Source organism: Streptomyces sp. NPDC057854 (assembly GCF_042797055.1).
In the GTDB taxonomy this organism is placed as follows: Bacteria; Actinomycetota; Actinomycetes; order Streptomycetales; family Streptomycetaceae; genus Streptomyces.
In genome coordinates this window covers 18,822-33,419 of the sequence record NZ_JBHVMF010000003.1, presented here as the reverse complement: position 1 = coordinate 33,419, position 14,598 = coordinate 18,822, and the positions used below count along the sequence as shown (strand labels likewise).

The following is a 14,598-nucleotide window of genomic DNA, read 5'->3' as shown; positions in this document are numbered from 1 at the left end:
GGCGGGCCCGGTCAGTTGTGCCGGAGCAGGGCCTCGACGAGGCCCGGGCGGGTGGCGGGGAAGTCGAGGGGGACGATGCCGAGGCCGGTGCGGCCGGCCGCCCAGGAGCCGTCGAGCCAGGCGTGGACGCGCGGGTTGAGGGCGTCGGCGTTCCAGCGGGGCGGCAGCCCGGCAGCGGTGCTGACGAAGTTGACGTACAGCGGTCCGGGGCGTTCGACGGCGGCGCGGAAGTGGGCCTCGATCTGCGGGTACTTGGCGTGGGGCAGCGCGTTCCAGTCGTCCTGGACGGCGAAGTGCCGGGGGTCGGCCCAGCGCAGGCCGGGGAGGCCGCCGTTGTCGGCGAGGAGCACGACCCGGCCGCGGGCCTCGCCGAGGGCGGGCAGGCCGTCGCCGATCCGGAAGAGGGAGCGCCAGCCGCGCCGGTCGAGGTAGTCGTCGAAGACGGCCCGGAAGACGGCGTCGGACTCCTCGGAGTACTCCTGCTTGACCCGCATGAGGACGGTCTCGGAGGGGTGGGCGGCGAGGAAGTCGCGGCAGGCGGCGAGGACGTCGCCGAACATCATGTTCTGGTAGGCGGCGCCGTGGTGGATGGCGAAGGACCCGCCGGTGACGCGGCACCGCACGTCGAGGAAGCGCACGCCGCTGGCGAGCTGCTGCGCGATCGTAGTGGTCTGGCACTGCGCCCAGGGTCCGCCGAACCGGGCCCCGGAGTCGTGCGTGCCGGGGATCGTGAGCCGCGCGAGCGCGGTCCCGTCCCCGTGCGCGGCCATCCACGCGCGCGTGTCGACGGCGGCGGCCCGCGCGGCCGGGGCGCCGGCGAGCAGGACGGCTCCGGCCCCGAGGGCCCCGGTGAGAAAGCGTCGTCGCTCCATGACACGCGATGGTGACAGGTCCGCGTCAATGAGCACCAGGGTGCGGACGGACGGAGGGGGTCGCCTCCCGGCCGGTGCGGCCGGGAGGCGACCCCCTCCGGGAGGCGCCGTCCCTACTTGACGACGGTGATGCGGCCGGTCGCCGGAGCCTTCAGCGGCTCGGCAGCCGAGGAGTTGGCCGTCAGGTAGGCGATGAAGACGTCCAGGTCCGACGCGCCGACCAGCTTGTTCTTGCCGGTGGCCAGGACCGGGAAGCCGTCGCCGCCGCCCGTCAGGAACTCGTTCATCGCGACCCGGTAGGTCTTCGCCGGGTCGATCGGCTCACCGTTCAGCCGCACCGAGCCGACCACGATCCGGTCCGCGCCCGTCTTGGTCATGTCCAGGGTGTAGGTGAAGCCCTTCGACACCTGGAGGATCTTCGGGGCGGCCTGGTTGGCGCCGCTGACCTGCTGCTGGAGCGCCGTGATGAGCTGCGCGCCGGTCAGGTCGACCACGGTCATCATGTTGGTGAACGGCTGGACCGTGTACGCGTCGCGGTAGGTCACCACGCCGTCGGCCCGCTTCGTCAGCGGCGCGCGGACGCCGCCCGGGTTCATCAGCGCGAGCTGGGCGCCGCCCTTGTCGGCCGGGGCCATGCCCGCCAGCTGCGCGTCGGCGATGAGGTTGCCGAGCGGCTTCTCGTACACGCCCTCGTCGGTGGGGTTCTCGATGCTCTCGGCGATGTGGCCGACGGCGCGGTTCGCGATCGGCGCGGCCAGGACGTTCCAGCGCTCGATGAGCGAGCGGATCCGCTCGTGCTTCGGCACGTCACGGGTGACGACGTGGTTGGCGGAGGCGACGGCGGTGCGGACGATGTCCTTGGTGCGCCGGTCGTAGGTGAGCGTCGTGTCGGTGTAGAGCCGGCCGAAGGAGGCCGCCGACGTCACCGTGCGCGGCTTGCCCGACGGGTCCGGGACAGAGCACGCGTACGCCTGGTGGGTGTGGCCGGTGACCAGGGCGTCGACCTGCGGGGTGACGTTCCGGGCGATGTCGACGATCGGACCGGAGATGCCGGCGCCGGCGCCCGGGGTGTCGCAGTCGTAGTTGTACGCGCCCGAGGCGGGCATGCCGCCCTCGTGGAGCAGGGCGACGATCGACTTGACGCCCTTGCGCTCCAGCACCTTGGCGTACCTGTTGATCGTCTCGACCTCGTCGCCGAACTTCAGGCCCTTGATGCCCTCGGCGGAGACGATGTTCGCCGTGCCTTCCAGCGTGACGCCGATGAAGCCGATCCGGACGCCGTCCTTCTCCCAGACGAAGTACGGGTCGAGCAGCGGCTTGCCGCTCTTCTCGTCCGTCACGTTGGCCGCGAGGTACGGGAAGTTCGCGCCCTCGAAGGTCTTGCCCTCCTCGAAGCAGCCCTCGACCGGGTGGCAGCCGCCGTTCTGTATCCGGCCCAGCTCGCGCGCGCCCTCGTCGAACTCGTGGTTGCCGACCGCGCTCACGTCGAGCTTCATCTCGTTGAGCGCCTCGACGGTCGGCTCGTCGTGGAAGAGCCCGGACAGCAGCGGCGAGGCGCCGATCATGTCGCCGGCCGCGGCGGTGATGGAGTACCGGTGGCCCGCGCGGGCCTGCTCCAGGTGCGTGGCCAGGTACTCGGCGCCGCCGACGCCGTTGAGGGTCTCGGTGGTGCCGTCCTCCTTGAGCCGCGTGAGCCGGCCCGCGGAGCCGGTCGGCGGCTCCAGGTTGCCGTGCAGGTCGTTGAAGGACAGCAGCTGGACGTCGACCATGCGGCCCCAGCCCTTGCCGTTCGTGCCGCCCGCGGCGGCCTCGGCGGCGTCCTGCGAGGCACCCGCCGGCAGCGCGGCGACGAGCGCCCCGATCGTCGCCAGCCCGGCCCCGGCGGCCAGAATCCGCCGCTTGGTCTTGCTCTTCCTGCCGTTCACTGCCATCTCTCCCGTGGTCCCCTTTGTCCCTTTGCCCGGTTCGCGGCTTTGATCGTCTCCCCCGCCCCGCGGACGCAGCCTAGAGTCAACGCGCGTAGCGCAACAGGGGGTAGCGGGTTACAAGACAGTTGCCCCCGGCTGACGGAGGGTTCGCCGTAGGCTCGGAGCCATGACTTCCTCCGACGCTGCGCCGGCCCTCGAACCGGGACGGCAGATCCAGACGTACGACGAGCTCAGCCCCGAGCAGGTCCAGGAGGTCATGGACCTGCTCACGGCCGCGGACCGCGCCGACGGCGTGCACGCCGTGTCCGAACAGGGACGCCTCTATCTCCGCCACGGCCGCCGCGAGGGCGTGCGGCACTTCCTGCTGACGGTCGGTCCGCGCCTGTACGGCTACGCCCAGCTGGAGGAGACCGACCCGGTCGAGGCTCCCGCCGCCGAGCTCGTCATCCACCCCGACCAGCGCGGCCGGGGCCACGGCCGCGCGCTCGGCACCACTCTCCTCGGCGCCTCCGGCAAGCGGCTGCGGGTGTGGGCGCACGGCGGGAAGCCGTCCGCCCGCCACCTCGCGCAGGTCCTCGGCCTCACCCTGTTCCGCGAACTGCGCCAGCTGCGCCGCCCGCTGGCGCCGCTGGACATCCCGGAGCCGGTGCTGCCCGAGGGCGTCACGATCCGCACCTTCGTCCCCGGCCAGGACGACGCCGCCTGGCTCGCGGTCAACGCCGCCGCCTTCGCCCACCACCCCGAGCAGGGCTCGCTGACCCAGCGCGACCTGGACGACCGGACCGGCGAGCCGTGGTTCGACCCGAAGGGCTTCTTCCTCGCCGAGCGGGACGGCGAACTGGTCGGCTTCCACTGGACGAAGACGCATGCCGAGGAGCGCCTGGGCGAGGTGTACGTCGTCGGGATCCTGCCGGAGGCGCAGGGCGGCGGCCTCGGCAAGGCGCTCACGGCGACCGGCCTGCGGCACCTCGCGGCGCAGGGCCTGCCGACGGCGATGCTGTACGTCGACGCGGACAACACGGCGGCGGTGCGGGTGTACGAGGGGCTGGGCTTCCGGACCCACGAGGTGGACCTGATGTACCGCTCGGAGTCGTAACTCCGTGGACCCGGGCGCTGGTTGGGGCACCCGGGGCACAGGAGACGCAGGGGGTGGTTGACACCACCCCCTGCTTTGCACCACCCTTTCACTACTTGATTAGTGAAAGGGTGGTGGAAGGGCGTGGTGGATTACCGCATCGACCGGCGCAGCGGCGTCGCCACCTACCTCCAGATCGTCCAGCAGACGAAACAGGCCCTCCGCATGGGCCTCCTGGAGCCGGGCGACCGACTGCCCACCGCACGCGAGGTCGTCGAGGCGACGGCCATCAACCCGAACACGGTCCTCAAGGCGTACCGCGAACTCGAACGCGAAGGTCTCGTCGAAGCCCGCCGCGGCCTCGGCACCTTCGTCCGCGCCACGCTCGGCACCGCCTCCCCCGCCGACTCCCCCCTCCGGGGCGAGCTCGACGCCTGGGCCCGCCGGGCCCGCGCCGCGGGGATGGACCGCGAGGACATGGCGGCGCTCTTCACCGCCGTACTGACACAGCACTTCGAGGGGGACGAGGAACAGTGAGCACGGACATCGCCCTGGGAGCGGAGCTCCTGGGCAAGAAGTACGGCGGACGGAGGGGCGGCTGGGCCCTGAGGGAATGCGACCTCGCCCTCCCCGCCGGCCGGATCTGCGCCCTCGTCGGCCCCAACGGCGCCGGCAAGTCCACCCTCCTCGCCCTCGCCGCCGGCCTGCTCCGCCCCACCGAGGGCACGATCACCGCCCCCGCCCGCGAGGACCTGGCGTACGTCGCCCAGGCCAAGCCGCTGCACCCCCGGCTCACCGTCGCCGACACCCTCCGCATGGGCCGCGAGCTCAACCCCGGCCGCTGGGACGACGCCGCCGCGCTCCGGGCCGTGGAGGACGGCGGCTTCTCCTCCGACACCCTCGTCCACCACCTCTCCGGCGGCCAGCGCACCCGCGTCGCCCTCGCCCTCGCGCTCGGCAAGCGCGCGGAACTCCTGCTGCTGGACGAGCCGATGTCCGACCTAGACCCGCTCGCCCGGCACCAGCTCATGGGCCTGCTGATGTCCGACGCGGCCGAACGCGGCACCACGGTCGTCATGTCGTCGCACATCCTCACCGAGCTGGAGGGCGCCTGCGACCACCTGCTGCTGCTCTCCGGCGGCCGGATCCGCCTCGACGGCGCCGTCGACGACCTGATCGCCGCACACACCCTGCTGCGGGGCCCGGTCGCCGACCTCGCCCCGCACACGGTCGTCGACGCGCGCACGACGGGCCGTCAGCTCACCGCGCTGGTCCGCCGCCAGGGCCCGGTCGAAGGCCCCTGGGAGACCTCGGAACCGTCCCTGGAGGAACTCCTCCTCGCCCACCTCCGCCACCCCGAAGGAGCCGCCGCATGAGCACCCTCGCCCCCACCGGCCCCACCTGGGTGGTCCTCCGCCAGTACCGGCGGACGCTCTGGCTCGCCACCGGTCTCGTCGCCCTGACGCTCGCCGTGATCGGCGCCCTGCGGCTGTGGGACCTCCAGTACCCGGACGTGCCCACCGAGGACGGCTCCTGGATCCGCGACGAGTACAACCGCGGGTACCACTGGCTGCGCGGCGCCATGCGGTCCCTCTCCGACGGCGTGTTCGCCGTCCCCTTCGCCGTCGCGCTCTTCGTCGCCGGGCCGATGCTGGCGCGCGAGTACGAGTCGGGGACGTACCAGCTCTCCCTCACCCAGTCGGTGACCCCCACCGCCTGGCTGCGCACCAAGCTGGGCTTCGCCACCGCGACCGGGCTCGCCGCCGTCGTGCTCCTGACCGGTGCGTACGCCCTCGGCTGGGCCCGGGTCAGCGACTCGTACAGCTTCCTGCGCCACGACGCCGGGCCGTTCCTGGTCCTCGGCACCGTCCTCGCCGCGTACACGCTGCTCGGCGTCGCCGTCGGCGCGCTCGCCGGACTGCTGATCCGCCGCACGCTGGTCGCGATGTCCGCCGCCGGCCTCGTCACCGGCGTCGTCATGCTCGTCCTGGACTCCGTCCGGTGGACCTTCCTGACGCCGGTCACGATGACCGGGGAGGCGGTGGAGGGCGCCTCGACGCTGATGGTGCCGGACGGCGGACGGATCATGGACCAGGGTCTGCTCACCGCCGACGGCAGGCGCCTGAACGGCTGGTTCTGCTACGAAGAGGGCGCCGGGGGTCGCTGCCGCCCCGACGAACCCGTCACCGCCCAGTACCTCGACTACCACCCCGTCTCCCACGTCCTCCCCACCCAGCTCATCGAGACCGGCATCGTCCTCGCCCTCGCCATCCTCGCGGCCTTCGCCGCCTTCCGGGTGCTCCGCGCCCGCCACCCCTAGCAGCCCTTCACCCGTCCGGGTGAACCCGGGGGCCGGGGCCCGTGACAGGCCCCGCCCCCGATTCCCGCACGACATGTCGTCGTCACCCGCCATTCAGACGCGCTTGCGACGCTCACGCAATGAAGCGATCCGTGATCACGTCCGGCGGGGGACTGCCCGGCGGAAGACTTCCCAAGGGGAGACTGCCCTCCCCCACGGCCCGCTCCGACGCGCCCGAGGACCCGTTCGCGCGGAAGAATGGGTCCATGAGCCAGCAGCCCGCCGAGGTCCCGGTCCAGACCTCCGCCACCGCGTCCCCGCAGCCGTCCCTGGGTTCCATAGCGGCGCACCGCCCGCTCGCCGTGAACGGCGGGGCCGGAAGCGACATCGAACCCGACCTCGACTCCGAGATCGACGCGTACGAAGGCGACGAGGACGCCTCCGCCGAACTGCCGCAGGGCCGCTTCCTCGACCGCGAGCGCAGCTGGCTCGCCTTCAACGAGCGGGTCCTGGAACTCGCCGAGGACCCGGCGACCCCGCTCCTCGAACGCGCCAACTTCCTCGCGATCTTCGCCTCGAACCTCGACGAGTTCTTCATGGTGCGGGTCGCCGGCCTCAAGCGCCGCATCGCCACCGGCGTCGCCACCCGCTCCGCCTCCGGCCTCCAGCCCCGCGAGGTCCTCGACCTCATCTGGACCCGCTCGCGCGAGCTGATGGCCCGGCACGCCGCCTGCTACCAGCAGGACGTGGCCCCCGCGCTGGCCGACGAGGGCATCCACCTGATGCGCTGGCCGGACCTCACGGAGAAGGAGCAGGCCCGCCTCTTCACCCTCTTCCGCCAGCAGATCTTCCCCGTCCTCACCCCGCTCGCCGTGGACCCGGCGCACCCCTTCCCGTACATCTCCGGCCTCTCCCTCAACCTGGCCGTCGTCGTCCGCAACCCGGTCAGCGGCCACCGCCACTTCGCCCGCGTGAAGGTGCCGCCGCTGCTGTCCCGCTTCCTGGAGGCGTCCCCGCAGCGGTACGTGCCGCTGGAGGACGTCATCGCGGCGCACCTGGAGGAGCTGTTCCCCGGCATGGAGGTGCTGGCGCACCACATGTTCCGGGTGACGCGGAACGAGGACCTGGAGGTCGAGGAGGACGACGCCGAGAACCTGCTCATGGCCCTGGAGAAGGAGCTCATGCGGCGCCGCTTCGGCCCGCCGGTGCGCCTGGAGGTCGAGGAGTCCATCGACCCGTACGTGCTCGACCTGCTGGTCCGCGAGCTGAAGATCTCCGACGCCGAGGTGTACCCGCTGCCCGGCCCGCTCGACCTGACCGGCCTGTTCGGGATCGCCTCGCAGGACCGGCCCGAGCTCAAGTACCCGAAGTTCGTCGCCGGCACCCACCGGGACCTCGCCGAGGTCGAGTCGGCGTCCGCGCCCGACATCTTCGCGGCGCTGCGCGAGCGGGACGTGCTGCTGCACCACCCGTACGACTCCTTCTCCACGTCCGTGCAGGCGTTCCTGGAGCAGGCGGCGGCCGACCCCGACGTCCTCGCGATCAAGCAGACGCTGTACCGGACCTCCGGCGACTCCCCGATAGTCGACGCCCTCATCGACGCCGCCGAGTCCGGCAAGCAGGTCCTCGTCCTCGTCGAGATCAAGGCCCGCTTCGACGAGCAGGCCAACATCAAGTGGGCGCGGAAGCTGGAGGAGGCCGGCTGCCACGTCGTCTACGGCCTCGTCGGCCTCAAGACCCACTGCAAGCTGTCCCTGGTGGTGCGCCAGGAGGGCGAGCTGCTGCGCCGCTACTCGCACGTCGGCACCGGCAACTACCACCCGAAGACGGCCCGGCTGTACGAGGACCTGGGCCTGCTGACCGCCGACCCGCAGGTCGGCGCGGACCTGTCCGACCTGTTCAACCGGCTCTCCGGCTACTCCCGCCGCGAGACGTACCGGCGCCTGCTGACCGCCCCGAAGTCGCTCCGCGACGGCCTGGTCTCGCGGATCACCAAGGAGATCGCGCACCACCGGGCGGGCCGGCCCGCGTACGTGAAGATCAAGGTCAACTCGATGGTCGACGAGGCCGTCATCGACGCCTGCTACCGGGCCTCGCAGGCCGGCGTCCCGGTCGATGTCTGGGTCCGCGGCATCTGCGCCGTCCGGCCCGGCGTCCCCGGCCTCTCCGAGAACATCCGGGTCCGCTCCGTCCTCGGCCGCTTCCTGGAGCACTCCCGGGTCTTCGCCTTCGGCAACGGCGGCGAGCCCGAGGTGTGGCTCGGCAGCGCCGACATGATGCACCGCAACCTGGACCGGCGCATCGAAGCCCTGGTCCGGGTCTCCGACCCCGCCCACCGGGCGGCCCTCACCCGGCTCCTGGAGACCGGGATGTCCGACACGACCTCCTCCTGGCACCTCGGCCCGGACGGGAACTGGACGCGCCACGCGACCGACCCCGAGGGCAAGCCGCTGCGGCACGTGCAGGAGATGCTCATCGACGCGCGGAGGCGCCGGCGTGCACAACCTTGACCCCACGCAGTCCACACCGTCCGCGAAGGACGTGACCGCGGGAGAGGTCCTGGCTCCCTACCTGCACGCCCGGGCCGCAGACTTCCTCCGCGGCCTGCGGCAGCACGGCGAGAGCGGCGCGGACACGTCCGGAGCGGAGGAGGCCGCCGCCACCCTGCGGGCGGCGGCGCGCCGGATCAGCGGCAGCCTGCACACCTACCGGGCGCTCCTCGACCCGGCCTGGGCCGACCAGCTCCGGACCGAGCTGGCCTGGCTGTCCGGGACGCTCGCGCAGGAGCAGGCCGCCACCGCCCGGCTGGTGCGGCTGATGGACGCGCTCAACCGGCTGGCGGGCGGCAGCGGCCCGGTGCCGGCCGCCCGCGGCTCGGAGAGCGCCGGGCTCACCGTCGGCGCCGCCCGGGCCGGCGCCCTGCTGGAACGGCAGCTGACCCTGGCCAGGACCCGGGCCCACTCGGCCGCCCTCCAGGCCCTCGGCTCGTCCCGCTTCCACGCGCTCGCCGACGCCGTCGCCCTGCTCGCCTCCGAGGTGCCGCTCGGCCCGGCCGGCTCCGCGCCCGCCCTGGAGGTCCTCGACGCGTCCGCGGCGGTCGCCCGCCGCCGCCTCCTCGACGCGGTGGAGGCGCTGCCGCTGACCCGGGCCGCGCACCCGTACAACGCGGAGGCGCTGGCGCTGGCCGCCGGCGAGAACCAGGACGCGCCCTGGCACCACACCCGGCTGCTGCTGCGGCTGCACCGGTACGCGACCGAGGTGACGGCCCTCGGCCGCGAGCCGGACGCCCTGCTGTACGAGGCGGCCCGGGCCCTCGACCGGCACCGGGACGCCGCCGAGGCCGCCGCCGCCGCGGCTGCCGCGGCCCGCACCCCCCGGATCGCCCCCGCCACCGCGTACGCCCTGGGCGTCCTCCACGCCGACCAGCGGCACGAGGTCGAGGCCGCCCGCTTCGCCTTCCAGAACGCCTGGCACACCGCCGCCGTCCCGGTCCCGTGACCTCCGCCGCGCCTCCCGTCCTCGCCGCCGGCTGCGTCCTCTGGCGCCCGGCGGCGGGCGGCGGCTCCCTGGAGATCGCGCTCGTGCACCGGCCGAAGTACGACGACTGGTCCCACCCGAAGGGCAAGCGGAAGCCCGGCGAGAGCGCCGAGGCGTGCGCGGTGCGGGAGGTCCTGGAGGAGACCGGGCACCACTGCGCGCTCGGCGCCCGGCTGCCCACCGTCCGGTACGCGGTCGACGGACGCCCGAAGGAGGTCGCCTACTGGGCGGCCCGCGCCCTCCGCGGCGCCTTCGTGCCGGGCCGGGAGGTGGACCGGCTGCGCTGGCTGCCGCCCGCCGAGGCCCGTACCGCCCTCACCCAGCCACGCGACCGCGAGCTGCTCGACGCGTTCCTCGCGGCGGCCCCCGCCCCGCACCGCCGGCCGCCCGGCGGCTCCTAGTCGTCGGCCGTTCCGTCACCCCGTGCCGCCGGGCGCGTACGGGTGCGGCACCGGGCGCCGTGCCGCACCGTGGCTTACGGCACGGTTCACCTCGCGTTCACTCTCCACGGTTGGCGGCTTCACCTGATCTGCCTAATTTCGGCCTTACGCGGTGCACGGAGCCTGACGATGCACCCACACATCCGACACGCGCCGCCTTCGACGCAACGGACACCCGGTCCGGGCCCGGCGGCTTCTGGAAGGAACACCCGAAAGTGAAGCTTTCGCGCAAGAACGGGCTTCGCGCCTCCGCGATCGGTGCCCTTGTCGTCTCCGGTGCGCTCGTCCTGTCGGCGTGTGGCTCGGACAACAACAGCGAGCCGACCAAGGGCGGCGGCGAGAAGACGTCGGCCGCCGCGTCGAACATCAAGTGCGACGGCGCCAAGGGCCAGCTGCTCGCCGCGGGCTCCAGCGCGCAGAAGAACGCCATGGACCTCTGGGTCAAGAACTTCCAGGCCGCCTGTGAGGGTGTCGAGGTCAACTACCAGAGCATCGGCTCCGGCGGCGGCATCACCAAGTTCAACCAGGGCCAGGTCGCCTTCGCCGGCTCCGACTCCGCCCTGAAGGACGAAGAGGTCGCCGAGTCCAAGAAGATCTGCAAGGGCGGCACCGGCATCAACCTGCCCATGGTCGGCGGCCCCATCGCCATCGGCTACAAGCTGGAGGGCGTCGACAACCTCGTCCTGGACGCCTCCACGATCGCCAAGATCTTCGACAACAAGATCACCAAGTGGAACGACCCGGCGATCGCCAAGCTGAACCCGGGCGCCAAGCTCCCGGACAGCACCATCCAGGCCTTCCACCGCTCGGACGAGTCCGGCACCACCCAGAACCTGGGCAAGTACCTCTCGACCGCCGCCGCGGCCGACTGGAAGCACGACCCGAAGTCGAAGTCGTGGCCCGCCCAGGGCGGCCAGGCCGCCAACGGCTCCTCCGGTGTCGCCACCGCGGTCAAGGACGCCGAGGGCTCCATCGGCTACTTCGAGCTCTCCTACGCGACCGCCAACAAGATCTCCACGGTCAGCATCAACACCGGCGCCGCCGCCCCGGTCGCCGCCACCACGGAGAACGCCTCCAAGGCCATCGCCGCCGCCAAGGTCAAGGGCACCGGCAACGACGTGGCCCTCTCCCTCGACTACGCCACCAAGGCCGAGGGCGCCTACCCGCTGGTCCTCGTCACCTACGAGATCGCCTGCGACAAGGGCAACAAGGCGGAGACCCTGCCGACCCTGAAGGCGTTCCTCAACTACGCCATCAGCGAGGAGGGCCAGAAGGTCCTCGCCGACGCCGACTACGCCCCCATGCCGGCCGAGATCGCGGCCAAGGTCCGCGCGATCGTCCCGACCCTGTCCTGACCCCCGGCCGGGGGCGGCCCCTCACCTCCCGTGGAGGAGGCCGCCCCCGGCATCCGGTGCACCGCCGCCAGGAGCCCGTACGCCGTACGGCTCCGCAGACCGGAGAAACCGATGGTTACCACCACACCACCCGCCATAGACAAGAACAGGAGCAGGCGCGCCAAGGGCGCGGCCCGCCCCGGAGACCGCATCTTCAGCGGCCTCTCCAAGGGCTCCGGCATCACCCTGCTCGTGATCATGGCCGCGATCGCGGTCTTCCTGACCTACCGGTCCGTCCTCGCCATCTCGAAGGACGAGGGCAACTTCTTCACCACCTTCGAGTGGAACCCGGCCGGCAACCCGCCGGTCTTCGGCATCGCCGTCCTGGCCTTCGGCACGATCGTCTCCTCGGTCATCGCCATGGTCATCGCCGTGCCGGTCGCGATCGGCATCGCGCTCTTCATCTCCCACTACGCCCCGCGCCGGCTGGCCAAGCCGCTCGCGTACGTCGTCGACCTGCTCGCCGCCGTGCCCAGCATCATCTACGGCCTCTGGGGCGCGATCTTCCTCGTCCCGTACCTGGACGGCCTCAACAAGTGGCTCGACCAGTACTTCGGCTGGACGTACATCTTCGACAAGTCGTCCGACGGCGTCGCCCGCAACCTCTTCACCGTGGGCATCCTGCTGGCGATCATGATCCTCCCGATCATCACCAACGTGACCCGCGAGGTCTTCCTCCAGGCCCCGAAGATGCACGAGGAGGCCGCCCTCGCCCTCGGCGCCACGCGCTGGGAGGTCATCCGCATGGCGGTGCTGCCCTTCGGCCGCTCCGGCATCATCTCGGCCTCCATGCTCGGCCTCGGCCGCGCGCTCGGCGAGACCATGGCCGTCGCCGTGGTCCTCTCCCCCAGCTTCCTGCTCTCCGGTCACCTCCTCGACCCCGGCGGCGGCACCTTCGCCCAGAACATCGCCGCCAAGTTCAACGAGGCCGACGAGTACGGCCGCGACGCCCTGATCGCCTCCGGCCTCGTCCTCTTCGTCATCACCCTGCTGGTCAACGGCGCCGCGCGCATGATCATCGCCCGCCGCAAGGAGTACTCGGGGGCCAACGCATGAGCCACGCCGTCCAGGAACGCCCCGTCGCGTTCTCCCAGCCCCGCCGCTCCCTCTCCCACGCCCGCCTCCCGCGCTGGACGCCGCTCGCCGTCGCGGCCGGCTCCATCGCCGCGGGCGCCGGCATCGGCGTCGCCGCCGGCTGGCACAGCAAGGTGCAGTGGGGCCTGATCTCCGCGCTCCTCTTCGTCCTGGCCACCTACGCCCTCACCTCCAAGGTGGAAGGCTCCCGCCAGGCCAAGGACCGCGTCGCCACCAGCCTCGTCTGGGTCTGCTTCATCCTCGCCGTCGTCCCGCTGCTGTCCCTCGCCTGGGTCACGATCAGCAAGGGCGTGGAAGTGCTCGACATGTACTTCCTCACCCACTCGATGAACGGCGTCCTCGACGCCGAGGCCGGCGGCGGTGTCTACCACGCCCTCCTCGGCACCATCGAGCAGGTCGCCATCGCGACCCTGATCGCCGCGCCGATCGGCCTGCTCACCGCGGTCTACCTGGTCGAGTACGGCACCGGGAAGCTCGCCAGGGCCGTCACCTTCTTCGTCGACGTCATGACGGGCATCCCGTCGATCGTCGCCGGCCTGTTCATCCTGTCCACCTGGACCCTGATGCTGGACTTCGGCCCCTCCGGGTTCGCCGGCGCGATGGCCCTCGCCATCCTGATGATGCCGGTCGTCGTCCGCTCCACCGAGGAGATGCTCAAGCTCGTCCCGAACGAGCTCCGCGAGGCCAGCCTCGCCCTCGGTGTCCCCAAGTGGCGGACGATCCTGAAGGTGGTCCTGCCCACCGCGATCGGCGGCATCACCACGGGCGTCATGCTCGCGGTCGCCCGCATCACCGGTGAGACGGCCCCCGTCCTGCTCCTCGTGTTCGGTACGAAGCTCATCAACCCGAACCCCTTCGAAGGCGCCCAGTCCTCCCTGCCGCTCTACGTGTACGAGCAGTACCAGGTCGGCACCGACGCCGCCGTGGCCCGCGCCTGGGCCGCCGCGCTCGTCCTGATCGCCTTCGTCATGATCCTCAACCTGGTGGCCCGCGGCATCGCCCGCTGGAAGGCCCCGAAGACCGGCCGCTGACCGCGGCACACTGGAAGTAGTGATTGATATGGCCAAGCGAATCGACGTCAGCGGCCTCTCCGCCTACTACGGCAACCACAAGGCGATCGACGACATCTCCATGACCGTCGAGCCCCGCTCGGTGACGGCCTTCATCGGCCCCTCCGGCTGCGGCAAGTCCACCTTCCTGCGCACCCTGAACCGCATGCACGAGGTCACCCCCGGCGGCCGCGTCGAGGGCAAGGTGATGCTGGACGACGAGAACCTGTACGGCTCCGGTGTCGACCCGGTCGCGGTCCGCCGCACCGTCGGCATGGTGTTCCAGCGCCCCAACCCCTTCCCCACCATGTCGATCTTCGACAACGTGGCGGCGGGCCTGCGGCTGAACGGCTCGTACAAGAAGGCCGAGCTCGCCGACATCGTGGAGCGCTCCCTCAAGGGCGCGAACCTGTGGAACGAGGTCAAGGACCGCCTCAACAAGCCGGGCTCCGGCCTCTCCGGCGGCCAGCAGCAGCGCCTGTGCATCGCCCGCGCCATCGCGGTCGAGCCGGACGTCCTGCTGATGGACGAGCCCTGCTCGGCCCTCGACCCGATCTCGACCCTCGCGATCGAGGACCTGATCGGCGAGCTCAAGGAGCGCTTCACGATCGTCATCGTGACGCACAACATGCAGCAGGCCGCCCGCGTCTCGGACCGCACCGCCTTCTTCAACCTGGCGGCGGTCGGCCAGCCCGGCAAGCTCATCGAGCTGGACGACACCGAGCGCATCTTCTCCAACCCGAGCGTCCAGGCGACCGAGGACTACATCTCCGGCCGCTTCGGATAACCAGGACGTCCCGCCCGTGGGCGCGGGCCCCCCCCCGCCCCCGGCCGGGGGAACGCCGCTGCGGGGGGGGATTGCGGGGGCACCCCCCCCCGCAAAGGCCCCGCGCCCCCCCGGGGGGTGTC

13 protein-coding genes are annotated in these 14,598 nt (G+C 72.1%); 11 read left to right on the top strand and 2 right to left on the bottom strand.

All coding sequences use genetic code 11. The features are described 5' to 3' along the window. Nucleotides 1-11: 11 nt before the first annotated feature. Both ACFVQZ_RS06310 and ACFVQZ_RS06305 read right to left on the bottom strand, forming a co-directional pair. Complete coding sequence (locus ACFVQZ_RS06310) at nucleotides 12-872, bottom strand: phosphatidylinositol-specific phospholipase C (protein WP_383620054.1); 861 nt, start codon at nucleotides 870-872, stop codon at nucleotides 12-14. 113 nt (nucleotides 873-985) lie between these two features. Further along, the gene (locus tag ACFVQZ_RS06305; RefSeq protein WP_383620051.1) at nucleotides 986-2,803 is read right to left on the bottom strand and encodes a bifunctional metallophosphatase/5'-nucleotidase; all 1,818 of its coding nucleotides are present in this window, start codon (nucleotides 2,801-2,803) and stop codon (nucleotides 986-988) included. Between the two features lie 163 nt (nucleotides 2,804-2,966). On the opposite strand from ACFVQZ_RS06305, the gene mshD reads away from it, so the two are divergent. The 11 genes from mshD (at nucleotide 2,967) to pstB (ending at nucleotide 14,476) form a co-directional block, all read left to right on the top strand. Continuing rightward, nucleotides 2,967-3,896 carry a mycothiol synthase gene (gene mshD / locus ACFVQZ_RS06300; protein ID WP_030495515.1) on the top strand — a complete coding sequence of 310 codons (930 nt, stop codon included), beginning with the start codon at nucleotides 2,967-2,969 and terminating at the stop codon, nucleotides 3,894-3,896. A 123-nt stretch (nucleotides 3,897-4,019) separates the two neighbouring features. Next, a complete protein-coding gene (locus ACFVQZ_RS06295) occupies nucleotides 4,020-4,412 on the top strand; it encodes a GntR family transcriptional regulator (RefSeq protein ID WP_383620047.1) in 393 nt (130 codons plus the stop codon). Further along, nucleotides 4,409-5,251 carry an ATP-binding cassette domain-containing protein gene (locus ACFVQZ_RS06290; RefSeq protein WP_383620045.1) on the top strand — a complete coding sequence of 281 codons (843 nt, stop codon included), beginning with the start codon at nucleotides 4,409-4,411 and terminating at the stop codon, nucleotides 5,249-5,251. The genes ACFVQZ_RS06295 and ACFVQZ_RS06290 overlap by 4 nt, the downstream gene beginning before the upstream one ends. After that, complete coding sequence (locus ACFVQZ_RS06285) at nucleotides 5,248-6,195, top strand: ABC transporter permease (RefSeq protein ID WP_383620042.1); 948 nt, start codon at nucleotides 5,248-5,250, stop codon at nucleotides 6,193-6,195. The genes ACFVQZ_RS06290 and ACFVQZ_RS06285 overlap by 4 nt, the downstream gene beginning before the upstream one ends. Nucleotides 6,196-6,440: 245 nt before the next feature. Continuing rightward, nucleotides 6,441-8,684 (top strand): RNA degradosome polyphosphate kinase, encoded by a 2,244-nt coding sequence (locus tag ACFVQZ_RS06280; protein ID WP_030495511.1) that lies wholly within the window; start codon nucleotides 6,441-6,443, stop codon nucleotides 8,682-8,684. After that, entirely contained in the window at nucleotides 8,671-9,672 is a 1,002-nt protein-coding gene (locus ACFVQZ_RS06275; RefSeq protein WP_051787964.1) for a CHAD domain-containing protein, read from the top strand. The genes ACFVQZ_RS06280 and ACFVQZ_RS06275 overlap by 14 nt, the downstream gene beginning before the upstream one ends. Continuing rightward, nucleotides 9,669-10,112 carry an NUDIX hydrolase gene (locus tag ACFVQZ_RS06270; RefSeq protein ID WP_036415170.1) on the top strand — a complete coding sequence of 148 codons (444 nt, stop codon included), beginning with the start codon at nucleotides 9,669-9,671 and terminating at the stop codon, nucleotides 10,110-10,112. The genes ACFVQZ_RS06275 and ACFVQZ_RS06270 overlap by 4 nt, the downstream gene beginning before the upstream one ends. Before the next feature lie 254 nt (nucleotides 10,113-10,366). Next, nucleotides 10,367-11,506, top strand: coding sequence for a phosphate ABC transporter substrate-binding protein PstS (gene pstS, locus ACFVQZ_RS06265; RefSeq protein ID WP_030495508.1), 1,140 nt, complete (start codon nucleotides 10,367-10,369; stop codon nucleotides 11,504-11,506). 111 nt (nucleotides 11,507-11,617) lie between these two features. Beyond that, the gene (pstC, locus tag ACFVQZ_RS06260) at nucleotides 11,618-12,601 is read left to right on the top strand and encodes a phosphate ABC transporter permease subunit PstC (RefSeq protein ID WP_030495507.1); all 984 of its coding nucleotides are present in this window, start codon (nucleotides 11,618-11,620) and stop codon (nucleotides 12,599-12,601) included. Further along, nucleotides 12,598-13,671 carry a phosphate ABC transporter permease PstA gene (gene pstA, locus ACFVQZ_RS06255; RefSeq protein WP_030495506.1) on the top strand — a complete coding sequence of 358 codons (1,074 nt, stop codon included), beginning with the start codon at nucleotides 12,598-12,600 and terminating at the stop codon, nucleotides 13,669-13,671. The genes pstC and pstA overlap by 4 nt, the downstream gene beginning before the upstream one ends. A 28-nt stretch (nucleotides 13,672-13,699) precedes the next feature. Continuing rightward, a complete protein-coding gene (pstB, locus tag ACFVQZ_RS06250; RefSeq protein WP_030495505.1) occupies nucleotides 13,700-14,476 on the top strand; it encodes a phosphate ABC transporter ATP-binding protein PstB in 777 nt (258 codons plus the stop codon). The last annotated feature ends 122 nt before the right edge of the window (nucleotides 14,477-14,598 follow it).